27 protein-coding genes are annotated in these 25,816 nt (G+C 66.2%); 14 read left to right on the top strand and 13 right to left on the bottom strand.

Annotation, left to right across the window (positions count from 1 at the left end):
- Positions 1–59 precede the first annotated feature (59 nt).
- The gene (locus tag WKW80_RS06555) at positions 60–554 is read right to left on the bottom strand and encodes a methyltransferase family protein (protein ID WP_340362735.1); all 495 of its coding nucleotides are present in this window, start codon (positions 552–554) and stop codon (positions 60–62) included.
- Positions 555–1,008: 454 nt separating this feature from the next.
- On the opposite strand from WKW80_RS06555, the gene thpR reads away from it, so the two are divergent.
- Entirely contained in the window at positions 1,009–1,539 is a 531-nt protein-coding gene (gene thpR, locus WKW80_RS06550) for an RNA 2',3'-cyclic phosphodiesterase (RefSeq protein ID WP_340362734.1), read from the top strand.
- Positions 1,540–1,723: 184 nt separating this feature from the next.
- Here thpR and WKW80_RS06545 read toward each other — a convergent pair whose 3' ends face one another.
- Positions 1,724–3,448, bottom strand: coding sequence for a dipeptidase (locus WKW80_RS06545; protein ID WP_340362733.1), 1,725 nt, complete (start codon positions 3,446–3,448; stop codon positions 1,724–1,726).
- A 386-nt stretch (positions 3,449–3,834) separates the two neighbouring features.
- Here WKW80_RS06545 and WKW80_RS06540 point away from each other — a divergent pair, with 386 nt between their 5' ends.
- The 5 genes from WKW80_RS06540 to WKW80_RS06520 all read left to right on the top strand — a co-directional run bounded on the left by WKW80_RS06540 (position 3,835) and on the right by WKW80_RS06520 (position 6,745).
- Positions 3,835–4,353 carry a cytochrome b gene (locus WKW80_RS06540; RefSeq protein WP_340362732.1) on the top strand — a complete coding sequence of 173 codons (519 nt, stop codon included), beginning with the start codon at positions 3,835–3,837 and terminating at the stop codon, positions 4,351–4,353.
- Complete coding sequence (locus WKW80_RS06535) at positions 4,350–4,910, top strand: YceI family protein (protein ID WP_340362731.1); 561 nt, start codon at positions 4,350–4,352, stop codon at positions 4,908–4,910. The genes WKW80_RS06540 and WKW80_RS06535 overlap by 4 nt, the downstream gene beginning before the upstream one ends.
- Before the next feature lie 6 nt (positions 4,911–4,916).
- Positions 4,917–5,624 (top strand): YceI family protein, encoded by a 708-nt coding sequence (locus WKW80_RS06530; RefSeq protein ID WP_422822855.1) that lies wholly within the window; start codon positions 4,917–4,919, stop codon positions 5,622–5,624.
- Positions 5,625–5,653: 29 nt separating this feature from the next.
- Entirely contained in the window at positions 5,654–6,232 is a 579-nt protein-coding gene (locus tag WKW80_RS06525) for an SRPBCC family protein (protein ID WP_340362730.1), read from the top strand.
- Positions 6,233–6,340: 108 nt separating this feature from the next.
- Entirely contained in the window at positions 6,341–6,745 is a 405-nt protein-coding gene (locus WKW80_RS06520; RefSeq protein ID WP_340362729.1) for an MAPEG family protein, read from the top strand.
- 42 nt (positions 6,746–6,787) lie between these two features.
- Here the strand turns inward: WKW80_RS06520 and WKW80_RS06515 are convergent, their stop codons facing one another.
- Positions 6,788–7,237 (bottom strand): cupin domain-containing protein, encoded by a 450-nt coding sequence (locus tag WKW80_RS06515; RefSeq protein WP_340362728.1) that lies wholly within the window; start codon positions 7,235–7,237, stop codon positions 6,788–6,790.
- 249 nt (positions 7,238–7,486) lie between these two features.
- Here WKW80_RS06515 and WKW80_RS06510 point away from each other — a divergent pair, with 249 nt between their 5' ends.
- From WKW80_RS06510 to WKW80_RS06495, 4 genes are all read left to right on the top strand, one after another.
- The gene (locus WKW80_RS06510) at positions 7,487–8,431 is read left to right on the top strand and encodes a hypothetical protein (RefSeq protein WP_422822854.1); all 945 of its coding nucleotides are present in this window, start codon (positions 7,487–7,489) and stop codon (positions 8,429–8,431) included.
- Positions 8,432–8,511: 80 nt separating this feature from the next.
- Entirely contained in the window at positions 8,512–9,417 is a 906-nt protein-coding gene (locus tag WKW80_RS06505; protein WP_340362727.1) for an amino acid ABC transporter substrate-binding protein, read from the top strand.
- Between the two features lie 436 nt (positions 9,418–9,853).
- Positions 9,854–12,481: an alanine--tRNA ligase gene (gene alaS / locus WKW80_RS06500; protein WP_340362726.1), complete on the top strand. Its 2,628-nt coding sequence runs from the start codon at positions 9,854–9,856 to the stop codon at positions 12,479–12,481.
- An 11-nt stretch (positions 12,482–12,492) separates the two neighbouring features.
- Positions 12,493–13,503, top strand: coding sequence for a 2-dehydropantoate 2-reductase (locus tag WKW80_RS06495; RefSeq protein ID WP_340362725.1), 1,011 nt, complete (start codon positions 12,493–12,495; stop codon positions 13,501–13,503).
- 60 nt (positions 13,504–13,563) lie between these two features.
- On the opposite strand, the gene WKW80_RS06490 is transcribed toward WKW80_RS06495, so the two are convergent.
- From WKW80_RS06490 to WKW80_RS06465, 6 genes are all read right to left on the bottom strand, one after another.
- Complete coding sequence (locus WKW80_RS06490) at positions 13,564–14,313, bottom strand: ABC transporter substrate-binding protein (RefSeq protein ID WP_340362724.1); 750 nt, start codon at positions 14,311–14,313, stop codon at positions 13,564–13,566.
- 82 nt (positions 14,314–14,395) lie between these two features.
- On the bottom strand, positions 14,396–15,307 hold the full coding sequence (locus WKW80_RS06485; RefSeq protein WP_340362723.1) for an SRPBCC family protein: 912 nt from the start codon (positions 15,305–15,307) through the stop codon (positions 14,396–14,398).
- Positions 15,297–15,773: a (2Fe-2S)-binding protein gene (locus WKW80_RS06480; protein WP_340362722.1), complete on the bottom strand. Its 477-nt coding sequence runs from the start codon at positions 15,771–15,773 to the stop codon at positions 15,297–15,299. The genes WKW80_RS06485 and WKW80_RS06480 overlap by 11 nt, the downstream gene beginning before the upstream one ends.
- Positions 15,770–16,651: an FAD binding domain-containing protein gene (locus WKW80_RS06475; protein WP_340362721.1), complete on the bottom strand. Its 882-nt coding sequence runs from the start codon at positions 16,649–16,651 to the stop codon at positions 15,770–15,772. The genes WKW80_RS06480 and WKW80_RS06475 overlap by 4 nt, the downstream gene beginning before the upstream one ends.
- Positions 16,644–18,947, bottom strand: a complete 2,304-nt coding sequence (locus WKW80_RS06470) for a xanthine dehydrogenase family protein molybdopterin-binding subunit (RefSeq protein WP_340362720.1) — start codon at positions 18,945–18,947, stop codon at positions 16,644–16,646. The genes WKW80_RS06475 and WKW80_RS06470 overlap by 8 nt, the downstream gene beginning before the upstream one ends.
- Positions 18,948–18,979: 32 nt before the next feature.
- Complete coding sequence (locus WKW80_RS06465) at positions 18,980–19,966, bottom strand: Bug family tripartite tricarboxylate transporter substrate binding protein (RefSeq protein WP_422822853.1); 987 nt, start codon at positions 19,964–19,966, stop codon at positions 18,980–18,982.
- A 232-nt stretch (positions 19,967–20,198) separates the two neighbouring features.
- Between WKW80_RS06465 and WKW80_RS06460 the strand changes: the two genes are divergently transcribed.
- Entirely contained in the window at positions 20,199–20,759 is a 561-nt protein-coding gene (locus tag WKW80_RS06460) for a MarR family winged helix-turn-helix transcriptional regulator (RefSeq protein ID WP_340362719.1), read from the top strand.
- 164 nt (positions 20,760–20,923) lie between these two features.
- Here the strand turns inward: WKW80_RS06460 and WKW80_RS06455 are convergent, their stop codons facing one another.
- Together WKW80_RS06455 and WKW80_RS06450 are read right to left on the bottom strand one after the other, a co-directional pair.
- Positions 20,924–21,691 (bottom strand): class II aldolase/adducin family protein, encoded by a 768-nt coding sequence (locus tag WKW80_RS06455; protein ID WP_340362718.1) that lies wholly within the window; start codon positions 21,689–21,691, stop codon positions 20,924–20,926.
- A gap of 26 nt (positions 21,692–21,717) precedes the next feature.
- Entirely contained in the window at positions 21,718–22,308 is a 591-nt protein-coding gene (locus WKW80_RS06450; protein ID WP_340362717.1) for an HD domain-containing protein, read from the bottom strand.
- Positions 22,309–22,413: 105 nt separating this feature from the next.
- Here WKW80_RS06450 and WKW80_RS06445 point away from each other — a divergent pair, with 105 nt between their 5' ends.
- On the top strand, positions 22,414–23,136 hold the full coding sequence (locus WKW80_RS06445; protein WP_340362716.1) for a Crp/Fnr family transcriptional regulator: 723 nt from the start codon (positions 22,414–22,416) through the stop codon (positions 23,134–23,136).
- Here the strand turns inward: WKW80_RS06445 and WKW80_RS06440 are convergent, their stop codons facing one another.
- Positions 23,137–23,526, bottom strand: coding sequence for a DUF488 domain-containing protein (locus WKW80_RS06440; protein WP_340362715.1), 390 nt, complete (start codon positions 23,524–23,526; stop codon positions 23,137–23,139). It lies immediately after the preceding gene.
- A 102-nt stretch (positions 23,527–23,628) separates the two neighbouring features.
- Between WKW80_RS06440 and WKW80_RS06435 the strand changes: the two genes are divergently transcribed.
- Positions 23,629–24,456, top strand: a complete 828-nt coding sequence (locus WKW80_RS06435) for a crotonase/enoyl-CoA hydratase family protein (RefSeq protein ID WP_340362714.1) — start codon at positions 23,629–23,631, stop codon at positions 24,454–24,456.
- Positions 24,457–24,512: 56 nt separating this feature from the next.
- On the opposite strand, the gene WKW80_RS06430 is transcribed toward WKW80_RS06435, so the two are convergent.
- Positions 24,513–25,181 (bottom strand): nitroreductase, encoded by a 669-nt coding sequence (locus tag WKW80_RS06430; RefSeq protein WP_340362713.1) that lies wholly within the window; start codon positions 25,179–25,181, stop codon positions 24,513–24,515.
- 288 nt (positions 25,182–25,469) lie between these two features.
- Here WKW80_RS06430 and WKW80_RS06425 point away from each other — a divergent pair, with 288 nt between their 5' ends.
- On the top strand, positions 25,470–25,748 hold the full coding sequence (locus WKW80_RS06425; RefSeq protein ID WP_340362712.1) for a hypothetical protein: 279 nt from the start codon (positions 25,470–25,472) through the stop codon (positions 25,746–25,748).
- The last annotated feature ends 68 nt before the right edge of the window (positions 25,749–25,816 follow it).

Raw genomic sequence — 25,816 nt, 5'->3', positions numbered from 1 at the left:
TCGGATAGCGGTAGCGGCTGCGATGCTGGACGACGACGCGCACGCAGCGTTCTTGCCACCTACCTGCGCCATGGGGTGAGGCGCGGTAACCATCGCCTCACGTTCGCCCGGTAGTGCTTGTACTCGTCGCCGAACTGCTCGCCCAGCGCAGGCTCTTCGTAGGCGACAACGAACAAGAAGAATCCGGCCCACACGATCGCGCCGTACGCCAGCACCGTGACGCTCCCGAACAGGAGGCCCTGGCCGGCGATCAACGCCGTGACTGCGACGTAAATCGGATTGCGGACGTAGCGATAGAGCCCGGTGACGACGAGGCGCTTGGGAGGCATCACGGGCGCCGGTGTGCCGAGGCCCTGCAACGCGAAGCGAGCGAACGAATCGAGCAGGATGGGCAACCCGGCGACGATCAGGGCGCCGCCGAGCACGGGCGCGATCGGGAAGAGGGGAGGCGCGAAGTGCCAGTGCGTGAGGTACCAAGGGACGTACACGGCGAGCGTGCCCGGAGCGATGACCAGGAAAATTGCGGAACCGATGATCGCGGCGGCGCGCTGCACGATTGGATCATACGCAACGTCGCCGCGAATCGTGCGGATCGGGCAAGCGCTGGCGTCGCGTCGATCACGAGGTGCCGCGGTGCGCGTCGGCCACCATCCGTCGAGCGGTCTATGACGGATGAGCAAAATTACTTGGCTCTCGTCAGTGCCTTGAGCGCTGCCCAGTTTTCAAGAAATGAACTGAGGTCGCGCTCACCGAGCACCATCGTCCCATCGACAACTCTCTGCTTCTCGGCCCGCCGCAGGCCGCGCCCATCCAAACACGTTGCATGCTCTGTGACCCACGGGTAGAAGTGATACCTCCGAGATATTCCATGAATGCACACCAGGCGGCTCAAAGCCTGGCGTGAGTTCGATGACCATGGGGTCGATCCTGAGGATCCTTCATTGATTCGCTGCCTCGCCGGAAATCCCACGATGTCCCCGCGGCGCCGGAAAGCGTAACGTCGAATTCATGACATCCGCAGCCGTGCCCAGGCTTCGTCTCTTTCTCGGCCTGTTCCCGGACCCCGCGGTGCAATCGGCGATCGATGCCTATCGAAAGAATTGGTGTTGGCCGCGCGGTGCCAGGCCGACCGCACTTGCGCGGATTCACATGACGCTGCACTTCCTCGGAGAAGTCGAGGCTGCGCAGCGAATCGTGTTGCAAGAAGGCCTCGCCGAAGTGCCCATGCACCCGCTGACGCTGGCATTGCGAAGGTCCGAGGTCTGGCGCAATCCGGTTGCGGTGTTGCGGCCCGACGAGAACGAAGTCCTGCGCGAATTGCACGAGCGCCTGAAACGCCCGATCGTTCGTGCGGGACTCGCGCCGGAACGCGGCCGCTGGATCCCGCACCTGACCTTGGCGCGAAGGTGCCGCGGCGCCATCCCTCCGCCGGAACCCCCGGCGATCCCATGGCCGGTGAACGAGTTCCTGCTGGTCTGTTCGCACAGGTCCAACCCCGTCCGCTACGAGATCCTGGCGCGCCATTGCTCGCGCGGCTAGTGGACTGGAAAACACTCAAGGAATTCGCTCTGAACCAGAGGACCAGGGCCACCATGCAGAGCGATCAGGCATCGGAAAATCCGACTTGAAGGCGGTAAGGAAACCGGGTCAGGGTCAGCCAGCGGCCGCGGAACTGACGCGCGGCTCGCGTCCGCGGGCCATTCCAAGGCGCCCCATCCGCTTCTCACTGCATCTGCTTGAGGTTGCCGATGCGCACCAGCATCTCGGTGAACATCTGCATGTCCGCGTCGAGGTCCTGCGCCTCCTTGAATTCGTTGGCGTTATGCGCGGTGTACTTCTTGCCCGGCATTGCGGGGCCGAAGTTGATCGCGTTGGGCATCGGCTTCGCGGTCGTGCTGCCTGCCGTGGCCACAGGCTTCGCTTCCAAGCCCGTGGTGTCGCCGAACACGTTGAGTAGCGTCGACAGCCACGCGCCCTTCGGATCGCGCGCCATCCAGTTGCCCTGCTCGTAGCTGACCTCCAGCTTCACCTTGTTCGCCGCAGCCCATGCGTCGATCTTTGCCTTCACGGATTCCACGAGCGCCTCTGGCGTGCGGCCGCGTGGCATGCGCGCGTTGGCAGTGACCTCCAGCTTGCCGTCGCGCTCGCGGATCAGGTTGGGAGATATCGTTAGCGGGCCCATGAAGTCATCCCGGTAGCCCACGCCCATCTTCTCGCCGAGGTAGCCCGTGCCGTACAGGTCGTCGAGGTAGCGCAACGCTTTCGCGTAGTGGTTGTCGGCGAGCGGGATGCCGGAATCACGCAAGAACAAGCCGAGGCGAGGAAGCGGGTTGACGCCTTCTTCCGGCCGCGATCCGTGGGCTGAAACGCCCGTCACCTTCACGGCCAGGCTGTCGGCGGCCGGGGTGATGTCGATCGCAAACTTGCCACCTTGCGTTTCGTGCTTTCGCAGGAAGGCCGGCTTGGCCGCTTCGAGCTTCGCCGCTACAGCGGCCAAGTCACCGCCCCTGAGCGTGGCGGTCGCGGTCTGCGGCACGGCATTGGCCGCGGCGGCGCCGGCCATTGCCGTGATGGCCGTGATGTTCGCGCTGGCGGGTTCGACGGGCAAGAACACCTTCACCGCGCCGGAGCCCTTCTCGGCCACGACCGCCGGGTACTTGCTGTCGAGCACGATGTTGTAGTCGGGCAGCGGCGTCTTCTCGCGGTAATACTTCATCGCGTCACCGCCGGTCTCCTCGGTGGTCTCGATCATCAGGCGGATGGTTCGCTCGATCGGCAGGCCGCTTTCCTTGACCGTCTTCATCGCGAACAGCGTGGCCGCGATCGATCCCTTGTCGTCGATCGTGCCGCGACCGTAGAGCAGATCGCCCACACGCGTGACCTTGAACGGGTCGATCTTGCGGCCGTCGTCCAGCACCCACTCGTCGGCGGTCACGGGCACCACGTCGGCGTGCGTCAGGATGCCGAACTCATCGTTGCCGCGACCAGGCAATTTCACTTCGAAAATGCGGTTGTCGACGTTGCGGTACGCGAGGCCGAAGTCCCGCGCGGCGCCTTCGAGCAGCGTGCCGAACGCGATGATCGCGGGGCTCTGGTGCGGCGGCACCTTGTCGTCGCGAACCGTGGGTAGTTCGACCATCTTCTCCAGCATGGCGAGCACGGCGCGTTGGTTGTGCGCCCGGTTCCACAGGCCGAGCAGGCGGCCGATGTTGACGAGGTCGTCGCCGGCAAGTGGCGTCTTCGCGCGGTAGGCGGTGACGGCCGATTGCAGAGCCGGGTTGGCCTTGAGCGCGGCGTCCAGGAAGACCTGGAAGTCGGGGGATGGAGTGGCTTGTTCGATGGCGGCGAGTTTGTCGAGTTCGGGTTTCTTGAGCGTGTCGGCTTGGGCCGGCGCGGCGCAGACCAAGGTGACGGCGAGGGACAGGGCGGCAAGCGAATAAGGCGTCATCACACACTCCAAAGGCGGGCGAGGCAAGGGGACGGGCATCTCGGCGAAGGGGCGAGACTATCGCACAAGAAATGAGGCAAGGACATCGACGAACCCAAGCGTCCATTTCCACGCTCGATGCATTGAACGACTGGTGGGAGGAGTGCTGCAAGGAACTGTAGACAGAGATCAGGTACGGCAGGCTCCCCGGCACCGTCGCCATGTGCGAGCGCAGGAGCGGCCCCTGCGTTGCGCTTTGCCCATACCTTGCGGCGCGGGAAACGCATGTGTTGTGCAATTGGGCCCCAGGCTGTACACCCGCACCGATGCGACCGCACTTTCTCACCGGCAGCTCCCGCCCCTCGGCCCCGCTCCAGCCGAGCGGGAGCATGTCGTGGAGCGCGGCGATGAAGTTCCTGCACTGGCTCATCGCCCTGTTGATCTTCGTCCAGTTCGCGCTGGGTTGGCTGGCCGCCAGCTGGCACCTGTCGCCGACGAAGCTGACGCTGTTCGTCTTGCACAAGTCCACCGGCATCGTGGTGCTGGCGCTGGTTGTCATCCGTCTGCTGTGCCGCCTTGCGACGCCAACGCCACCGTTGCCCGCGGACATGCCGGCGTGGGAGCGCATGGCCGCGCACGCGAGCCACGTATTGCTCTATCTGCTGATGTTCGGCATTCCGCTCACGGGATGGGTCATCAACTCCGCTGCGGGGATTCCGTTCAGGATCTTCTGGCGGCTTCCGCTGCCGGCGATCGTCGCGGCCGACAAGAACACGGCCAGCCTTGCGGCCCTGGTTCATTTTTCGCTGGGCCTCGCGCTGGCGCTGCTGCTCATCGTTCACGTGGGTGCGGCATTGCGGCACCACTTCATCCAACGGGACAATGTGCTGACCCGCATGCTGCCCACCAGGGCCAATCCAAGATGAAAAACCTTGTCTGCATTGCCGCGCTGCTCACTTGCGCCGCCCTTCAACCTGCCTGCGCAGCCGATTGGAAGATCGACCCCGCGGCCAGCCGGCTTGAATTCGTCGCCAGTTTCGAGGGGGCAGCCGCGCCGGGCACCTTCAAGGATTTCGATGTTCGCCTGAGCCTCGATCCGGACAAGCCGGCGGACGGCCGCCTGGACGTGACCATCCGCGTGGCGAGCGCGGACATGGCGAGCGCCGACATCAACAAGGCCATCGCCGGCGCCGAGTGGTTCGATTTCGCCAAGTACCAGCAGGCCGAGTTCCATGCCACCGAGATTCGCGCGGCGCAACCCGGCCGCTACGTGGCACGCGGCACGCTCGCATTGAAAGGCGTACAGCAAGCGGTGGAGGTGCCTTTCACGTGGAATGCCACGGCCGATGCCGCCACGATGGAAGGGCAGTTCGTGGTCAAGCGGGCGCCCTTTGGCATTGGCACCGGCGAGTGGGTCGCGACGGACGTCATCGGCCCTGACGTGACGGTGAAATTCCGCGTACGGCTGCGCAAGGCCGGTTGAGCCCCGATGCTGCGCGCCGCGCGCCTTGTGGTGCTCGTCCTTGCCGTGCTTGTCGCGGCATGTGCGCAGCCTGTGCGCGAGAAGGGCGCCCTGTCGGCGCAGCCGGCGCCGCAGGGTTTTCCGACGCAGGACTATGCCCAGGCCACCGCGCAGGGGAAGCGCGTGTATCGCGTCGATCCTGCGCGATCGGTGGTCGTCATCACGGTGCGCCGCGGCGGATCGCTGGCGCGCTTCGGCCACGACCACGTTGTCGCCAGCCACGGGGTGCAAGGCTTTGTGGCACCGGACGCGGGGCGCGCTGACCTGTTCGTGCCGCTGACCGAGTTGACGGTCGACGAACCGGCGCTGCGGGCCCAGGCGGGGTTCGACACGCAACCAGGTGAAGCCGACATCGCCGGCACACGCGACAACATGCACGCCATGGTGCTCGAAACGCAGCGATTTCCGTTCGCACTCATCCGCATCGATACCGTCGACAAAATGGAAAGCAGGGCGACGCTGGATGTCGCGATCACTCTGCACGGCGTCCAGCGAAATCTGGTCGTGCCGGTGATGCTGGAGATCAGCCCTGGCGAAGTCAGCGCGAGCGGGCTGATCGAGTTCAACCAATCGGACTTCGGGATCGCGCCCTTCTCGATTCTGGGTGGTGCCGTGCAGGTGCAAGACCGGCTGAGCCTGCGCTTCGCGGTTCGTGCAAGCAGCCCACCCGAATGAAGCGGATGCGGCCCGGACAGTGTGCGCGCATGGCTGCGGCCGTCCTGATCCTCGCCATGGCCCCCAGCCTGCAGGCGCAGGTGCCGGCGCCTTCGCCTTCGCCTTCCCAAATCAGCATCGAGACGGCGGGGCAGGGCAACCTCATCACCGTGGCCGCGTCGGCGGACATGCAGGTCGAAGCGCGCGCGGTCTGGGACGCCATCACCGACTACGACAATCTCGCCGACTTCATCCCGGACATGAGCGCATCGCGGGTGCTGGAGCGCAATGGCGACAAGTTGCTCGTCGAGCAGAAGGGCCAGTTTCGCTTCCTGCTGTTTCGTCAGGCCGTCGAGGTGCGCATGGAGGTGGTCGAGTCGCCGCAACGGCGGATCGTGGCGCGCGCTGTCAGCGGCAACGTCAAGGAGTTCGACGGTGTCTATGCGGTGGAGCGCCTGCCCGCGGGCGTCGTGCGGCTCAGCTATTCAGGGCGGCTGATTCCGGACTTTCCGGTGCCGCCCGTCGTCGGCGCGCTGGTGGTGCGCAGCGTGCTGGCGAGGCAGTTCTCCGCGCTGGTCGATGAAATCGTGCGACGGGACGAATCGGCGCGGGGCATTCGTCAGCCGTAGTCATGGAATTCGAAGGAATCCGCGGTCGGCCTGTCGAAAGGCCGTGGGCCGCGACGTCATGGAGTGACCCCGATCGTCGGGGTTGCACACAACACCGAAAGGCTACCTATGTCCACCAACGTTCCGGCCGTTTCGGCCCTCTATGCCGCGCTCATCGGGTTGCTTGCGTTCGTCCTGACCGTGCGCGTGATCCTGAATCGTGTGAAATCCGGTGTCCAGGCCGGCGACGGCGGCAACGCGCGACTGGCGCAGGCGATCCGGGCGCATGGCAACTTTGCCGAGCATGCACCGCTGGCCCTGCTGCTGATCGTGCTCGCGGAAGTGGTGGGAACGCCCATCACGATCATTCACGTGCTCGGCGTGGCGCTGTTGATCGCGCGGCTGGCCAACGCGTTCGGCCTGAGCCGTTCGTTGGGCCCGACCATGCCGCGCCAGGCCGGCGCCGGGCTGACGGGGGTGGTCGTCATTGCGTCCTGCCTGCTGATCCTGTATCGGGTGCTCGGCGCGCATTGACCGGGGCCGGGCGGGAAGGGTGCCGCGCTCGTTCGCTGGCGATCAGGCCGGTGGCGCGGCGGGCACCAGGCCAAAACGCTGCATCGTCGCCATAAGTTTCGCCTTGTCCGGCGGTCCGCCAGCGCCGATGATCGCGCCGACCTCGCGAAAGTACGCTGCGCCGATGTCCGGCGTGTTGATCACCAACGCACGCGCCTCGACAGCATGCGGGTTGCTGAAGGCATGGACCACGCCGCGCGGGGTGGTCATCGAGTCGCCGGGCCGCAGGTCGCGCGTCTCGTCGCCCACGGAGTAGCGCAAGGTGCCTTCCAGGGCGTACACGAGTTCCTCGTTGGCCGAATGGCTGTGGGGCGGCGGCACGTTGGAGCCCGGCGGCACCCGCATTTCGAAGCAGCCCATTTGCCGGCCGCTGCCGGCCTCGTGCAGGTAGCGGATCTCGATCTGGCCGACGCGGATGACCTCTTGTTCCGTGGATGAACCGGCTTCGCTCATGGCACACTCCTCGCGCAAAAAATCTGTACGCAACAGCAACAGTACAAATACTTTACGCCAAAGATCCGCGAGGCCCGAGCCCGAGCCCGAGCCTGAGGCCCGACGCCCGAGGCCCGGGAGCCTGCGACCGGCCGAGCTTTCAGACGAGTGCAACATGACGCGCCAGGCCATGAACTGCGTGCTTGCTTGCGGCATGCCAGTAGCATGCCGGTCCGAAAATCAAAACAAATCTCCAGGGTGAGTTCAAGAATGTCTGTTCGTTTGTGGTGCGGTCTGGCAATGGCCGCGTTCGCGTGGGCCCCGGCGGGCGTGTTCGCGCAGAACCTCAGGATCCTGGGGCCAAGGGTGCAGGAGCAGGCCAATGGCGTGCTGGCGCTGATGGCGTATTCGGTGGTGCCGGACCTCACGTCAAGCAGCCTCTCGATCAAGAGCGCCAGTGGCGAGAAGACGGGCATCTTCATGACGCAACTGGGTGGCGGCTTCACACTCAGCAAGTCCGTGCCGCTCTACCTGGAGGGCGCGGCGGCCTACAGTCGCTACGACCCGGTCTTCGTCGCCAGCGACGGCACTGAAACGCGCCGGTTGCCCGCGAAGTGGAACACCCTGACCGGTACGGGCGGTATCGGCTGGGATTTTCCGATTACGTCGGAACTCGCTTTTCGGCCGATCTTCAACTTCTCGCTGGGCACCGTGGCCAGTGATCTCCGGGTTGCGCAGGCCTATCTGAATCACATCACCGACCGGCAGATCGAGTTCATCAATGGCGGCCGCCTCGATGCCTACGGCCTGGGCGGCTCCCTCATGCTCGACTGGGAGCACTACCGCGAGAACTATGAAGTCGACGTGGAACTGCGCTACAGCGACATCCAGCTGAAGACCTACGGGATGGACAACCCCTCCTTGCAGGGCAGCGCATCGGCGCGGACGGCCAATGTCTGGGCCCGCTACCGCGCACCCACAGGGATGAAGGCGCTCGATCGGCCGCTGCGCTACGTGCTGGAGTTTTCGCACTCCCGGTATTTGGGCAGCCAGGCGGACATCCTGGGCTTCGATCGGCTGACCACCCTGGGCCTCGGGCTCGAACTGGACACCAGCGCACACGAAGTTTTCGTCACGCGCCTGCGGGCAGTGCTCCGGTATGTGTTTGGGAACAACGTTTCGGGCTTTTCGCTCGGATTGGCGGCGAGTTTTTGAGGCAAGGGTGTTGCTCAAGCTTGTAAACAACTGTTAATGTTTCCCCGGCATTCAATGTTTACAACAAGGAGGAGAGAGCGATGTCCAAAATGATCGACGCCAAATTCAACCACCTGTGGCGCGCATCCATTCCCGTGGCGATTGCCGCAGCCTGGCTGGCTTCGTCTGGTGCCGCGCATGCCGAGACGGCGCTGGAGAAAATCAAGCGCCAGGGCCATATCACCGTGGGTTACCGCGATGACGCCGCGCCGTTTTCATTTACCGACGGGCAAAAGAACGCCGCGGGCTATGCCATCGAATACTGCAACGCTGTCGTCGCGCAGATCAGGCAAAGCGTGCCGAACCTGCGCGTCAACATGCGATCCGTCGACGTGGATCGCGTGATGAAATTCGTCAACGACGGTGTGGTCGACTTGCTGTGCGCCAACACCTCCGATACGCCCGAGCGCCGCGCGCTGGTCTCTTTCTCGAAACCGATTTTTTTCGATGGCGTGAGCATCGCCGTGCGCAAGAAGGACGGCATTGAAAACGTGGACCAACTCGACGGCAAGCAGCTCGTCGTGATCAAGACCACAACCACCTCCGACGCGCTGGATGCCTACCGGCAGAAGAAGCCGGGGTCATGGAAGATCGAGGCCGCGCTGAACCCCGACGCGGCGTTCAGCCAGTTGCAGCTTGGATGGGTGCAAGGCTATGCGCGCGACACGGTACCGCTCGTGTTGCAGATGGCCAGCGTTGCCAATTCCGATCAGTACGCGCTGCTGCCGCAGCGGTTGTCGACGGAGTCGATTGCCATTGCCTTCCGCAAGGACGACGCGGGGATGACGGCGCTGGTGAACGGCGTGATCGCCAACGCCGTCACCTCGGGCAAGGCGAACGACTGGTACGACAAGTGGTTCGTGAAACCGATTTCGCTGGGCGGAAAGGCCAAGACCCTCGGCATTCCGATGTCGGCCGAACTGAAGGTCGCCCTCCAGGCGAAATAGCTGCCGCCGACAGGCGCCGGTGCGGCAGTGGTGCGCCGCGCCCGCAAGGTGACTGAGGTGCAGATGTCGACGTCCTGTGACACCGACTTTCCGTTGCCTGGCGCCCGGTCGCGCTCCTGGCGACTCATGTGCGGGGATGGGCCGGGGAAGTAGATGCCGTCGCCGGAACGGGACGGGTGGATGCGCTCGGACACTTCATCGATGCGCGGGCCCTCGGAGTGCTGGACATCGGGGGAGCGATATTTCCCTTCCTCGATACGCGCGGCGAAAGTGTTAATTTCACGCGGCGCCAATGGGCGGTGGCCCGGCTTGCATGGCCAGGCCCGAAGCGTCGCGCGCGGGCTGTCTGCCCAGGGGCGAAACCTATAATCGAATGTTCAAAAAAATCAACCAGTTAGGTGTGTTCCTGCACCTGGCGTCTTGAAGCCGAGTCCCGATGATCCAGCCCACTTTTTCCGTCGCCGACATCCGCAAGTCATTCCTCGACTTCTTTGCATCGAAGGGGCACACGGTGGTGGCCTCCAGCCCGCTCGTGCCGGGCAACGACCCGACCCTGATGTTCACCAACTCGGGCATGGTCCAGTTCAAGGACGTGTTCCTCGGCGAAGACAAGCGCCCCTACGTGCGCGCTGCCTCGGTGCAGGCCTGCCTGCGCGCCGGCGGCAAGCACAACGACCTGGAGAACGTGGGCTACACGGCGCGCCACCACACCTTCTTCGAGATGCTGGGGAACTGGAGCTTCGGCGACTACTTCAAGCGTGACTCGCTCAAGTGGGGCTGGGAACTGCTCACGCAGGTCTACAAGCTGCCGGCCGAGCGCCTGCTGGCCACGGTCTACCACGAGGACGAAGAGGCCTACGACATCTGGACCCAGGAGATCGGCCTGCCGCCCGAACGCGTGATCCGCATCGGCGACAACAAGGGCGCCAAGTACGCCTCCGACAACTTCTGGATGATGGCCGACACCGGCCCCTGCGGCCCGTGCTCCGAGATCTTCTACGACCACGGCCCGCACATTCCCGGTGGCCCGCCCGGCAGCCCGGATGAAGACGGCGACCGCTTCATCGAGATCTGGAACCACGTGTTCATGCAGTTCGACATGCAGCCCGACGGCAGCGTGAAGAAGCTGCCCGCGCCCTGCGTCGACACCGGCATGGGACTGGAGCGGCTGGCCGCGATCCTGCAGCACGTGCACAGCAACTACGAGATCGACATCTTCGACAAGCTGGTGAAGGCCGCGGCGCGCGAGACCGGTACGAGCGACCTCGACAACAAGAGCCTGCGCGTGATCGCCGACCACATCCGCGCGACCGCGTTCCTCGTGGCTGACGGCGTGATCCCGTCGAACGAAGGCCGTGGCTACGTACAGCGCCGCATCATCCGCCGCGCCATCCGCCACGGCTACAAGCTGGGCCAGAAGAAGCCGTTCTTCCACAAGCTGGTGCCCGATCTGGTGGTGCTGATGGGCGACGCCTATCCCAAGCTGGTGGCCGACGAGAAGCGCATCACCTCCACGCTGAAGGCTGAAGAAGAGCGTTTCTTCGAGACGCTGGCCAATGGCATGGAAATCCTCGACGCAGCCCTGGCCGGCGGTGCGAAGGTGCTGCCCGGTGAAGTGGCGTTCAAGCTGCACGACACCTTCGGCTTTCCGCTGGATTTGTCCGCTGACGTCTGCCGCGAGCGCGACGTGGCTGTCGACGAAGCCGGCTTCAACGCCGCAATGGAAAAGCAGAAGGCCGCAGGCCGCGCAGCCGGCAAGTTCAAGATGGACCGCGCCGTGGAGTACACCGGCGCAGGCAACACCTTCACCGGCTACGAGCACCTGGAAGAAAGCGCCAAGGTCGTGGCGCTCTACTTCGAAGGCGCTTCGGTCGATGAGTTGAAGGAAGGCCAGCCCGGCATCGTCGTGCTCGACAGCACGCCGTTCTATTCGGAAAGCGGCGGCCAGGTTGGCGACCAGGGCGTGCTGAGCGCCGAGGGCGTGCAGTTCGGCGTCGAGGACACGCAGAAGATCAAGGCCGACGTGTTCGGCCACCACGGCACGCAGACGCAAGGCACGCTGAAGGTCGGCGACACGGTCAAGGCGGCGGTCGACGGTGCGCGCCGTGCGGCGACCATGCGCAACCACAGCGTGACCCACCTGATGCACAAGGCATTGCGCGAGGTGCTCGGCGAGCACGTGACGCAAAAGGGCTCGCTGGTCGATGCCGACAAGACGCGCTTCGACTTCACGCACAACGCGCCGGTCACGCAGGCGCAAATCCTGGAGATCGAGAAGCGCGTCAATGCCGAGATCCTCGCGAACCAGGCGACGCAAGCCCGCGTGATGGACATCGAATCGGCCCAGAAGACCGGCGCCATGATGCTGTTCGGCGAGAAGTACGGCGAGACCGTCCGCGTGCTCGACATCGGCAGCAGCCGCGAACTCTGCGGCGGCACGCACGTCTCGCGCACCGGCGACATCGGCCTGTTCAAGATCGTCAGCGAAGGCGGCGTCGCGGCCGGCATTCGCCGTGTCGAAGCCATCACGGGCGCCAACGCGCTCGCCTATCTGCAAGACCTCGAATCGACGGTGCAGGCGGCTGCGCAAACACTCAAGGCGCCGGCTGCCGAACTGCAGGGCCGCCTCACGCAAGTCCTCGACCAGGTGCGCGCGCTGGAGCGCGAAGTCGGTGCGCTCAAGGGCAAGCTCGCATCTTCGAAGGGCGATGAACTGGTGCTGCAAGCCGTCGACGTGAACGGCATCAAGGTGCTCGCCGCCAAGCTCGATGGCGCCGATGCCAAGACGCTGCGCGACACCATGGACAAGCTCAAGGACAAGCTCAAGACCGCTGCCATCGTGCTGGCCACCGTCGACGGCCTCAAGGTGCAGCTCGCGGCCGGTGTCACGGCCGACACCATGGGCAAGGTCAAGGCCGGCGAGTTGGTCAACTTCGTCGCGCAGCAAGTGGGCGGCAAGGGCGGCGGCAAGCCCGACATGGCCATGGCCGGCGGCACCGATGCGAGCGGCCTGGCTGCTGCGCTGCAGTCGGTCCGGGGCTGGGTGGCCGAACGCGCGGTTTGAAGGCGCCTGACATGACGGCAGGATCGGTGCTCGTCATGGGTGCAGGCAGCATCGGCTGCTACGTCGGTGGCTGCCTTGCGGCCGCGGGTGTTCCGGTGACGCTCGTCGGTCGTCCGCGCGTGCTCGATGCCATCGCGCGGAACGGACTCACGCTGACGGATCTCGATGGCGCCAGGCGAAAGGTGGAAGCCAGCGGCATCCAGCTCGTGCAAGCCGTGCCGGCGGGAGCGGCGCCATCGGTTGTCCTGTTGTGCGTGAAGAGCGGCGCCACGGCGGAGGCCGCGGCCGAACTCGGTGCGGCTTTGCCGGCGGGCACGCTGGTGCTCTCCCTGCAGAACGGCATTTCGAACGCGGCAGTCGCCACGGCCGCGGCGCCGACGCTCAAGGTGCTGCCCGCGATGGTTCCGTACAACGTGGCCGAGTTGTCGCCGGGTGCATTCCATCGCGGTACCACTGGCCGGCTCATGTCGCTGGATGACACCGCGTTGACGCCTTGGACCGCCATCTTTGAAAAAGCCGGCGTGCCGCTCGACCTGCGCGCGGACGTGCTGTCGGTCCAATGGGGCAAGCTTCTGCTGAACCTCAACAACCCGGTCAATGCGCTGTCGGGGTTGCCGTTGCGCGACGAACTGCTCCAGCACGGCTACCGGCGGTCCTTCGCGGCGCTGATCGAGGAAGCGATCATGGCGCTGGAGGCGGCCGGCATCGAGCCGGCGCAGGTGGCTGCCGTGCCCGCGCGGCGCCTGCCCACGCTGCTGCGCCTGCCGAACTGGCTGTTCCGCATCGTCGCGGCGCGCATGCTGAAGATCGATGCCAAGGCGCGCTCCAGCATGGCCGATGACCTGGCATTGGGGCGGCGCACGGAGGTCGATGCGTTGTGTGGCGAGGTGGTGCGCCTCGCGCTGGCGCATGGCCGCAACGCGCCGCGCAACGCGAAGATGGTCGAGTTGCTCGATGGTGGCTGGCCGAATCCGCCGGAGCGCCTGTCGCCGGCGGCGATGTGCAGCGCGCTCGGCCTCTGAACCGCGCTGACTGACGGCGGCGTGATTGGCGCGTGACAGGCCGACGCTACGTGGTGTCTCTCAGCTCGCCGCAGGCGCCACTGTCCCGCCCACGATGCCGTGGCGAGCCAATGACGCCGCTACCTCACCGGCGGCCTTCATGTCCTCGACGAACGCGGCAAGCGCTGCGGCAGCGGCTGGTCCGCGATCGGCCGGCATGCCCATGGCCTGCTGGATCACCATGAAACGGCCCGGCAACAGGCGCAAGCCGGGATGCTGCGAAGCCCAGCCTTCCAGCATCGTGCGGATGCCCGCTGCGACATCGACACGGCCTTGCTGCACGGCTGTGAGCACGTCCGGCACATGGACGATGCGTTCGATGGTTGCGTGCTTGATTTCGCGGGTCAGGAACAGGTCGTAGGCGCTGCCCGAACCGACGGCGATGTGCAGGCCATCGCGATCCACTTCCGCGTTGTCCTGGAGCGAGGAGTCCTGCTTCACCAGGTAGGAGCCTTCGATGAGCACGTAGGGCGCGGTGAAGCTCAGGCCTTCGCTGCGCGCGGGATCGATGGCGAAGAAACCGATGTCGGCCTTGCCGCTCTTCACCGCATCGACGGATTGCGCCGCCTTGTCGAACACCACCAGCTCGACGCCCACGCCGAGCCGCCTGCCGAGCGCACGCGCCAGGTCGACCGACACGCCGACGGGCTCGCCGTTCGTCTTGTCGCGATTCGCGAGGATCGGGTTGCCGAGGTTGATGGAGGCTCGCAGCACGCCATGGGGTGCGAAGGCGGCGACGAGGGAGGGGTCGATGGGTGCGTTGCGGGTCATGGTTCTGCGGCGGCGAATCGCGGCAAGTTTAGTCGCGGTTCGGGCCGTCGCGGCGGGCTCGCCGGCGCGGGCCGCGAACCCTTCACTGCACCAGTTCGCGCAGCCATGCCTTGCACTGGTCTGCGCTCTCCAGCGGCCAGTCGATGCTGATGGTCTTGTCGAGCTGGCGTACTTCGATGTGGATGAAGCGGCCGTTCGCGGCGACGTTCGCGCCGCTGCCGGACCGGGCGCCCGTCAGGCGCGACCACCAGCCGGGGCTGGCGTCGGGCAAGGTCGCCTCGACCTGCCGCGGAGTCGCCGCGCGCGCGGGTACTACGCGCTCCGAAGAGGTCGGTGCCGCCGTTGGCATCGACCCCTTTGCGGGTGCGGTCGAAAGTGCCGCCGCAGCCGAAGGTGCGGGCATTGCCGAAGGCGCAGGCGCAGGGACGGCGATGATGGCAGCTCCCGCAGGTGTCGCCGCTCCCGCAGCTACCGTCACTGCTGCCACTGCGGGCACTGCTGGCACTGTCGTCACCGCAGTCCCCGCCGTCACCGCAGGCACGGCAACCCCGCCATCGATTCGCGCCGCGAGGTTCGCGCCGAACTCCTCCCACATCCGGTCGGCCTTGGTCTTCATGACGCTGAGTCCGAACGTGCCCAGCCGGCCCAGCACGTCGACCTGCACCTTGATGCGCAGCTCGGTGCCGCCGTCGGCCGTGGGCGTGAGGAAGATCTCGCTCTGCTGCTTGAGCGAGCTGGCCACCGAGGCGTCCTCGCCCGTGCCTTCGGTGCGCAGGTAGCTTGGCGCGCGCTGCTCCACGATGGTGGTGCGCAGCTTGAACTTGGCGTTGATGAAGGCGATCTTCACGTGCATCACCGCCACGTACTCGACGTCGCTGACGACGTCGATCGACTTCATGCCGGGCACGCAGCCGCCCATCACCTGCGGGTCGAGCAGCAGGGCCCACACGCGTTGCGGGTCGGCCGCGACGGTCAATGTCTTTTCAATTTCCACGCATCTTCTCCGCAGCAGTCAGGATGGATTCGACGATCTGCGTGTAGCCGGTGCAGCGGCACAGGTTGCCGCTGAGGCCATGGCGCACTTCGTCGACGGTCGGCTCGGGGTTGTGCTTCAGCATCGCGCACGAGGTCATGAGCAGGCCCGGCGTGCAGTAGCCGCATTGCAGGCCGCCGCACTGCATGAAGCTGTCCTGCAATGGATGGAGCTCGTCGCCGCTGGCAAGTCCCTCGACGGTCGAGACCGCGCGGCCCTGTACCTGCACGGCGAGCATCAGGCACGACTTGACGACCTCGCCGTCGACCAGCACCGAGCAGGCGCCGCAGATGCCGGTCTCGCAGCCGCGCTTGGTGCCGGTGAGGTGAAGGTCGTCGCGCAACAAGTCGGACAACAGGCGGCGCGATGGCACGTCGACGCTGTGCGCCTCGCCGTTCACGGTGCATTCGATACGGTGGTGGCTCATTGCAGGGCTTCCTCGATGTGTTCCAGGCCGAACAGCTCGGCCACGGTGCGGCGCGCGACGACACGCACCATGTCGCGGCGGAAATCCGCCGAGCCGCGCGTGTCCGACACCGGCACGATGTCGGCCGCCACGATGTCGGCCACCTCGGCCGCGGTGTCGGCCGTGACGGTCCGGCCTTCGAGGAAGGCCTCGGCGCGCCGCAGCCGGGTGGGGATGGGGGTGGACGCGCCGACCGCGAGCCTGGCTTCGCGGCACAGCGCGCCATCGCGCCGCGCGATGAATGCGACGCTGGCAAGCGGCCGGTGCTCGGCCGCCGTGCGCAGGAAGCGCGAATAGATGCCGGCGGTGCCCTGGGCCAGAGGCGGCACGCGGATCTCGACCACCATCTCGTCGGGCTCCAGCGCCGTCACGTAGTAGTCGACGAGGAATTCCTCGATCGACAGCACACGCTCGCCACGCGAGCTGCCGAGCACGACCTGGGCATCGAGTGCCATCAGGCAGCCCGGCGGGTCGGTCGACGGATCGGCATAGCAGAGGTTGCCGCCGATCGTTCCCTGGTTGCGCACCTGTGGATTCGCCATGCGCGAAGCCATGCTCGCCAGCACCGGATAGTGCGTGCGCACCAGCGGCGAGTTGGCGACGTCGGCATGGCGCGTCAGCGCGCCGATGCGCAGGCCGTTGCGTTCGTCGAAGTCGATGCCGCGCAGGGCCTGCAGGCGCGCCAGCGAGACGAGGTGCGTCGGCGCCAGCATGCGCTGGCGCATGCCGAGCATCAACGCGGTGCCGCCGGCGATCGCGCGGCAGTCGTCGCCGAGGTCGCCCAGCATGCGGCTGGCTTCGTCGACCGAGTCCGGCTCGAGGTAGTCGAAATCACGCATCGCGCTTCTCCTGTTCCCGGCGCGCACGCAGCGCGGCGAGGACTTTCTCGGGGGTGATCGGCAGTGCGGTGATGCGCACGCCGACCGCGTCGAACACCGCGTTGGCAATGGCCGGCGCGCCGGGCAGGATGGCCGTCTCGCTCGCGCCCTTGGCGCCGTAGGGGCCGTTGGGGTCGTTCGATTCGACGAAGCCGCCGCGCAGCATCGGCACCGCGTCGGCGGTGGGCATCGTGTAGTCGGCGAAGTTGCCGTTCATGAGGCGGCCGCCGTCCAACTGCATCTGCTCGTAGAGCGCCCAGCCGAAGGCCTGCACGGTGGCGCCGTTGGTCTGGCCGTGGATCGCGACCGGGTTCAGCGCCTTGCCGCAATCGTCGGCCACGTAGCTGTCGAGCACGGTGACCTGGCCGGTCTCGGTGTCGACTTCCACTTCCACGGCCTGCGCCGCGAAGGAATAGGCCGGCGCGATGTTGCCGTAGACCTTGTCATCGTGCATGACGGTCTTCGCGTCCCAGGAGCCGCTGACCTGTATGCCTTCGCCGCCGTCGCGCCAGACGTGCAGCCTGGCCAGCTCGGCGATGGTCGCGCGGCGATCGGGCGCATCTGCCAGGAAGACGGCGCCGTCGCCGATCCTCAACTGCTCGACGGGCACGCTCCATTGCCGCGACGCGAGCGCGAAGAGCTTGTCGCGCGCCATGCGCGCCGCGACGATGGCCGCGTTGCCGCCCGCGATGGTCACGCGCGAGGCCAGCGAGCCGATGGCGATCGGCGACGTGTCGGTGTCGGGCGGCAGCACGTGCACGTGTGCCAGCGGCAGGTCCAGCTCGTGCGCGACGACCTGGCTCAGCATGGTCATCGCGCCCTGGCCCATGTCGCACTCGCCGCTCTGGATGAACACGCGGCCGTCCTCGTTGATCTTGACGACCACGGTGGAGCCGTCCCAGTTGCCGATGGTGCGGTTGCCGCTCACGTGCATGGCCGCGGCCATGCCGATGCCGCGGCGCTTCGGGCCTGTGGAGGATCTTGCTGCCGCCCGCTTGGCCTGCCAGCCGATGGCCTCGGTAGCCTGGTCGATGCACTCGACCAGCCCGGTGCTGCCGATCTGCCATCCATGCACCGAGACTTCGCCCTGGCCGATGGCATTGCGCTTGTGGATGTCCACCGGGTCGAGCCCCAGCATGCCGGCCATCGTGTGGATGTGGCTGTTGAGCGCGAACAGCATCTGCGTGCCGCCGAAGCCGCGGAAGGCGCCATGCGGCGGCGTGTGGGTGTAGACCAGCGTGGCATGCGAGCGCACGTTGGGGTTGCGGTGCATGTTGTCGCTGCGCATGGCGCTCACGTGCATCACTTCGCTCGCCAGTCCGCAGTAGGCGCCGCATTCGGCGACGATGCGCACGTCCTTGGCCACGATGAGTCCGTCGCGGTCCATGCCCAGGCGCAGGGTGATGCGCTCGGGCACGCTGGAACAGGCCGCCTGGAAGTCTTCCAGCCGGTTGTTGACCACGCGCACCGGCCTGCCGGTCTTCACTGCCAGCAGGCCGGCGACGAGGTTGTTGGCGTCTTCCACCAGCTTGCCGCCGAAGCCGCCGCCGGTGGTCGCCTGCCTCACGCGGATGCTGGAGACCGGGCGTTCGAGCGCGGCGGCCAGGCGCAGGCGTGCCTGCGTCACCGATTGCGTCGAGGTCCACACGACGAGCCGGCCCTCGGGGTCGATGCTGGCCACGGTGCCCATCGGCTCCAGGTAGCCAGGGTACTGCGCGTGCGTTTCGTAGGTGGCCTCGTGCACCACGTGGGCCGATGCGAAGCCGGCCTCGACGTCGCCGCGTTCGAAGCGGATCTCGTGCGCGACGTTGTCGCGGCCAGGATGCACGCCGGGCGCTTCCTCGTCGAGCGCTTCGTCGGGCGTGAGGATCGCCGGCAGTTCCTCGTATTCGACGCGGATCAGGTCCAGTGCATCGCGGGCGATTTCCTCCGTCGTGGCCGCGACCGCGGCCACTTCCTCGCCCGCGAAGCGCACCACGCCTTCGGCCAGGATGCGCCGCTCCTTGCGATGCACCCCCCACATGGCGCGAGGTGTGTCCATGCCGGTAACGACCGCCTTGACGCCCGGCAGCGCAAGCGCTTCCGAGGTGTCGATGGAGACGATGCGCGCATGCGGATAGGGGCTGCGCAGCACCTTGCCGTGCAGCATGCCCGCCACCTTGATGTCGCCCGCGTAGACCGCGCGCCCCAGCACCTTGGCGCGTGCCGTCACTTGGGGAATGTGCGCGCCCAGGGTCGATCGGTTGGTGGTGGCCATCGACGGCTCCGTGCTGGCTTCGGCGTCGCGTTTCACTCTGCCGAGATCCCCAGGTCGCGGATGACCTTGCCCATCACGGCGTAGTCGGTGGCGTTGATCTTGCCGAGCGCGTCCGGCGCGCCGCCGGCGGGCAGGGCGCCGAAGACGGCGAGCTTCTCGACGACCTCGGGTGACTTGAGGATCTCGTCGAGGTTCTCGTTCAGCAACTTGACGATGGAGGCGGGCGTTCCCTTGGGCGCGAAGAAGCCGTTCCAGGCTCCGACCACGACGTTCCGGTAGCCCAGTTCCGCCAGCGTCGGCACGTTGGGCGCCAGACGCGAGCGCTGCGCATCGCCGATGGCCAGGGGGATCAGCCGGCCGGCCTGCAGGTATTGGCGCACCGCGCCGAAGGTGACCCAGGCGGTGTCCACATGGCCCGCCACCACGTCGGTGACCGAGGGGGCGACGCCCCGATAGGGCACGTGCGTGATCTTCACGCCAGCCGCCTGGTTGAGCCATTCGCCGACGATGTGCATCGGCGAGCCGGCGCCGGGGCTGGCATAGGTGACGGCCTTGCCCGCCTTGGCAGCCGCGATCAGTTCAGGCAGCGTCTTCACGCCGATGCCCGGGTTGGCGACCAGCACCAGTGGCTGCGTCGCCGTGTTGATGACCGGCTCGAAGCCGTGCAGCACGTCGTAGTTGGCGCCGGAGGTCAGCTTCATCACCAGCGGCGCCGTCGTGAAGGGGTTGGGCGTGAACAGCAGCGTGTAGCCATCGGGCAGGGCGCGGCTCACCGAGGTGTTGCCGAGTGCGCCGCCGGCACCGGGCTTGTTGTCGATGATGACGGGCTGCTTCAGGCGCACCGAGAGTTTTTCGGCGAACAGGCGCGCGATGGCATCCGTGTCGCCGCCCGGCGGGTACGACACGACGACCGTGACGGGCTTGGAAGGGTAGTCGGGTTGGGCGACGGCATGGCCGGCGGTCATGGCGCAGGCCGCCATCGTGGCCGCAAGAAGGACTTGGCGACGGGTCGAGAACATCACTGGCTCCTGAAAGGGGCCACGCTGGCGTGCAGGCAATGCGTGGCGGCTGGCAATTGAGGGATCAAAGCGGGTGTGATTCATTGGTGAAACAACGATCCACCAATGAATGTGGATTGTGAATCGTATGTTGATAGATCAACTTACTGCAAACACCTATTGACGTATTGATATTTAAACTAGTGGTGATAGGTGTTTCGCAGTCGGGCCAGCGTGGAACAATGCGGCTCCAATGACCGACGCACACAACCCTCCAGCCGCTCCTGACGCCTCCCGCACGCCCTGGACCGATCTCGACGAAGCCGGTTCGACGCTGAATGTCGACGCCTTCATCACGACCATGATGAGCCAGGTGGGCAACGCATTGCGGCGCACCCTCACGATGCCGTATGCGGAGCAGTTCGGCCTGTCGGTGTCGGAGTGGCGCTTGCTGGCGCTGGTGGCCCACGCGGGGCGGATCGCGTTCAGCGACCTGGTGGTGCAGTCCACATCCGACAAGGCGCTGGTCAGCCGCACGTTGAAGCTGCTCGAGGGCCGCGGGCTCGTCGTGCTGGAGCCCGAGGGCAATACGCCGCGCAAGAAAATCTATTGCCGCATCACGCCCGAAGGCCAGGCGCTGCACGCCGAAGCCATCCCGATCGCGCGGCGGCGCCAGGCGGCGGCGATCCGTGTGCTGCCGCCCGATGAGCGCGATGCGATGTACCGCGCGCTGCTCAAGCTGCGCGAGTACTGCCGTGCGGCGGAAGAAGGGCGCGAGGACAATCCCGAGGACACCTCGGCGCTCGATATCTGAGCAAGGCGAAGGCCGCCTTGCCCGAGGAGAACACCGTCCCGCGCTGCACCTCGGCCGACGGCTCGCAGATGAAGTCGATGCCTTCGATGGGCAGCAGTTCGCTCACCTGCTGACTTGGTCTCAAGGTGAACGCGGGCTGCTTGCGACCCGGCGGCGCGCGTGCGTCAGTCCTTGTAGCTCGGGTCGACGCGGTCGAGCTTGCGGATCAGCGAGGGCCAGACGAACGCGCCGCCCAGGCCGCCGGTCTGCACCTTCAGCGCCTGGCCCACCCCTTCGACGATGCGCGGGTCGACCTGCGTCAACTCGCCGCCGCCGGCTTGCGCCGCGATCTGGATCTGGCAGGTGTTCTCGAAGGTATACATCGAAAGGAAGGCGTCGGCGATGGTCTTGCCGCAGGTCAACAGGCCGTGGTTGCGCAGCATGAAGAAGTTGGCGTGGCCGAGGTCTGCCTGCAGGCGGGCCTTTTCGTCGTCGCGGATCGCCACGCCTTCATAGCCGTGGTACGCCAGCGAGGCGAGCACGAAGGTCGACTGCTGGCTGATCGGCAGCACGCCGCCTTTTTGCGCACTCACGGCGACGCCGGCCTTGGTATGGGTGTGCAGCACGCACTGGACGTCTTCGCGCACCGCGTGGATGGCGCTGTGGATCACGAAGCCGGCCGGGTTGACGGGGTAGGGCGAATCGATGAGCTTGTTGCAGTCCTGGTCGACCTTGACCAGGCTCGACGCGGTGATCTCGTCGAACATCAGGCCGTAGGGGTTGATGAGGAAGTGATGCTCGGGGCCGGGGATGCGCGCGCTGATGTGCGTGAAGATCAGGTCGCTCCAGCCGTGCATCGCCACGAGGCGGTAGCACGCGGCGAGGTCGACCCGCAATTGCCATTCTTCGGCGGAGACGACCTTCTGGACTTCGGATTGGGTGGTGGCGTTCATGGTGGGCTCCTTGTTGGCGACGGGATTCAGGCGGCGGCCGGTTCCTGCAGCGCGGCCTTGTAGATGCTCTGCTTCGGCTGCGCCATCACGCGTTGCAGCATCGGCATGAACTCGGAAATGGGCAGGGTCTCGCCCTTCGGGTCGAAGGCCGGGTTGTCGTAGAGCTCGCAGAATTCCGCGGTGCGCTCGTAGCAGGGGTGCGCCTTGAAGTTGTCGCGCAGGTTGCGGTCGAGCCCGACGTGATGGAAGAAATAGTGGCCCTGGAAGATGCCGTGGTGCTGCACCATCCAGTGGTTCTCCTCGCTGACGAAGGGCTTGAGGATGGCGGCGGCGATGTCGGGGTGGTTCATGGTGCCGAGCGTGTCGCCGATGTCGTGCAGCAGGGCGCAGACCACGTATTCGTCGTCGCGACCGGCGCGCAGGGCGCGCGTAGCGGTCTGCAGCGAGTGGGTGTAGCGGTCGACTGGGAAGCCGCCGTAGTCGCCTTCGAGAATCTGAAGGTGCTTGACCACGCGTGCCGGCAGGCCGCGTGCGAACTGCATGAATTCGCCGCTGATGATCTGCCAGTCTTCGCGCGTGCTGTCCTGCATGCGGACGAAGCTTGCTCTTGCGTTCATACGTTGTCTCTCCTGTGGGGTGGGCCCACTGTAGACTTCGGCCAGTTCCGAAACTGTCGGAAAACGGACAGTCTGATACGCACGTAAACCCCAACGTCTCTTGCCATGGCCGCGCTCCCCAGGCTGCACCTTTCGGCTGCGCACCGCGACGCGATGGGCGCCAATCCCTGGTTCGCGGGCATGCCGCGGGCGCAGCGCGAGGCCTTGCTGGGCGCGGCGGAGCTGACGCACTGGCGGCGCGGTGCGATGCTGTTCCGGCAGGGTGATCCGGTCACCGTCGCCGGCAGCGGCCTGTACGGGCTGGCGCGCGGAATGGTCAAGGCTTCGACGCTGCGACACGACGGGCGCGAAGCGATCCTGTCGGTCATCGAGCCCGGCAACTGGTTCGGCGAACTCTCGCTGATCGACGGGTCGCCGCGCACGCACGATGCGACCGCGCTCACCGCGCTCGACCTGCTGGTGGTGCCGCAGGAGGCTTTCGCGGAACTGATGCAGGACGTGGTGTTCGCCAATGCAATGACCGCGTTGCTGGCAGCGCGGGTGCGCTTTCTCTATGCGTTGATGGAGGACGCGACGCTGCGCGACCTGCGGGCACGCGTGGCGCGGCGGCTCTGCACGCTGGCGCGGGGCGATGCGACGCAATCGCCGCAGGCGCGGGATCGCGTGATGCTGTCGCAGGAGGCGCTGGCGATGATGCTCGGGGTGACGCGGCAGACACTCTCGGGGGAGCTCAACGCGTTGGCGCGGGAAGGAATGATCTCGCTGGGTTACGGGAAGATCGAGATCGTGTCGTTCGATGCGCTGGAACGCTGCGGAACGAGCGGCTGATCAGCCGGCGATGTCCGCACCGCGTTCTTGCAGCAGGCCGCGCAGCAGCGAGCGATGGCAGCGCGATTCGTCCTCGCAATAGCAGCCGACCGCCAACGCGCTCTGGTGCGACAGCGCGGCGAGCAGATCGAGGCTGCGGCTGGCGTCGGGCTCGGCCATCTCGCGCTTGTAGGCGCGGATGAAGGCGTTCCATTGCGTGGGTGTCTCGGCGTCCTGTCCGAGCTTCATGGTTTCGGCCGACGGCGCGAGATTGGGGTACCAGACGTCGTACCAGTTCTGGCTGGCGAACTCGGTCTTCGGCACGCCGCGCGGCGGTCGCCGAACCGTGCCGATGCGCAGCCCTTCTCCGGGCGCGCGTTCAGTGCCGAGGCGGACGATGCGGATACTCATGGTCTTGCTTTCTCATGCTGTGCAGGTTGGCGTCGCCGGTGCGACGCGACTCGAATCATCTCCCCCTGCCCGGGCCGCATACTCGCGAAAAAGGAGTTGCCGATGAATGATCGTATCGAACGGACCCGCCACCCCGATGGCGTGGTCGAACTTCAAATGGTACGCACCGACAAGATGAACGCGCTCGACCCCGCGATGTTCGACGCGCTGATCGAGGCCGGCGAGCAACTGCGGCACGACGTCACGGTGCGCGCAGTGGTCATTGCGGGCCGGGGCAAGGCCTTCTGCGCCGGGCTCGACATGCAGTCCTTCCAGCGCATGGGGAAGGCGGATGGCCTCCAGCTGCTGGGCGAAGGCGCCGCCGGCGCGGACCTTGCCGTGCGTACGCACGGAATCGCCAACGCCGCGCAGCAGGTGGCATGGGTGTGGCGGCAGGTGCCGGTGCCGGTGATCGCCGCTGTGCACGGCGTGGCCTTCGGCGGCGGCTTGCAGGTGGCGCTGGGGGCGGATGTGCGCATCGTTGCACCCGACACGAAGATGTCGGTCATGGAGATCAAGTGGGGCCTGGTGCCCGACATGGCCGGCATGGTGCTGATGCGCGAACTGGCGCGGGCGGACCTGGTGCGCGAACTCACCTACTCCGGCCGGATTTTTTCCGGTGAGGAGGCATTGCGCATCGGGTTTGCCACGCGCGTCGCGGCCGACCCGCTGGCCGAAGCATTGCAGATGGCGCACGAGATTGCAGCGAAGAGCCCTGACGCGATTCGCGCGGGCAAGCGATTGCTGAATGCGTCGATGCAAATGGATCAGGCTGAATTGCTGTTTGCCGAGTCGGTCGAGCAGAAGGCGCTGGTGGGCAGTGCGAACCAGACTGAAGCGGTCAATGCCAACATGGAGCGGCGTGCGCCGCGGTTTGCCGATCCGACCTGAGATGTGATCCGACTGGCCGGACCCGGCCCGGTCGGCTCGGTCTCGCGGTGAAAGGCTCAAACGCCGCTGAAGCGCACGATCTCCTCGATAGGCGCCCGGTCGGTGACCAGCGCATTGACCGGATGCGAGGTATCGGCCCAGCCGATCGACATGCCGGTGAAGAGCATGCGTTCGGGCGGCAGTTGTAGCGCTCGGCTGACGGTGTCGGGGTAGTGGGCCCAGCATTCCTGCGGGCAACTGTCGAGCCCTTCTTCGCGCAGCAGGAGCATGACCGTCTGCAGGAACATTCCGCAGTCCGACCATTGCGGCGGGCCCATGCCGCGATCGATCGAGCAGAACAGCGCCATCGGCGCGCCGAAGAAGGCGTAGTTGTGGGCAAACCAGCGCCTGCGCGCAGCCTTGTCTTCACGCGGAATGCCCAGGCGCGCATACATCGCCTCGCCGACCTGGAAGCGCCTGTCGCGCCAGGGCGATGCGAGGGCCGGCGGATAGACGTCGTAGGCGGGCGTCTCCTGGACGCCAGTGCGCAGGTTGTGCTGCATCTCGGCCTTGAGCGCGGCGAGCGGTTCGCCGGCCATCACGTCGATCTGCCAGGGCTGGAGGTTGCCGCCCGATGGCGCGCGCATGGCCAGCGACAGGACCCGGCGGATGGCCTCGGGCGGTACGGGGTCGGGGAGGAAGGACCGGATCGATCGGCGGGAGGTGACGGCTTCGTGGACATGCATGATCCGGCCAATTCTGGCCGATCCTGGCCGATGTCCGAGGGCTGCGCTGCGGTGCCGAACGCCTGCCGGAAGTCGCAATTGAAATCTCGCAGGCCGGGTGGTCGACGGCGCCGGAACGGCATCCGCGAACAAATTGAAACCAGAATTTCCAGATGCCCTGGCGGGAACGGAGGCTGTCGAGGGCGCCCGTTTTCGTAGGAACAGCCTGACACAAAAAAGGCGTCGGCACCTCTGCAAAAGTCCGCTTCACGTACTAACGTCCTCGGACACAAATTCCGGAGACAAGCGATGCACGAAGCTATCTATTGTTTCGATACCGCGAGCGTCAAGTTTGCGATCTATCCGGAGGGCCCCGATGGGCCGCGCATCATTGCCCAGGTCGGCGAAGACCCGCTGCGCGACTACTTCGGGGCGACCGGCGGCGCTGAATCGCTCGTCGACGCGTTCGTCGCCCATGCCTCTCGCATCGAGGGCAAGGCCTTGCAGCGCTACCGGACAACGTCGCACAAGCCGGTCGTGCTGTCGAGCGAGGACTTCGGGTTCGAGAATCAGATCGAATTCTCGTAAGACGAGACGCCAAGGCGCGCTTTTCTCCTACATGCGACGTATGTGACGGCGTGCAACATGCAGCCGTG

This window comes from Variovorax humicola, assembly GCF_037889915.1.
Lineage (GTDB): Bacteria > Pseudomonadota > Gammaproteobacteria > Burkholderiales > Burkholderiaceae_C > Variovorax > Variovorax humicola.
Note: the sequence above shows the minus strand (reverse complement) of the source record. Positions and strands in the feature narration are given on the sequence as shown.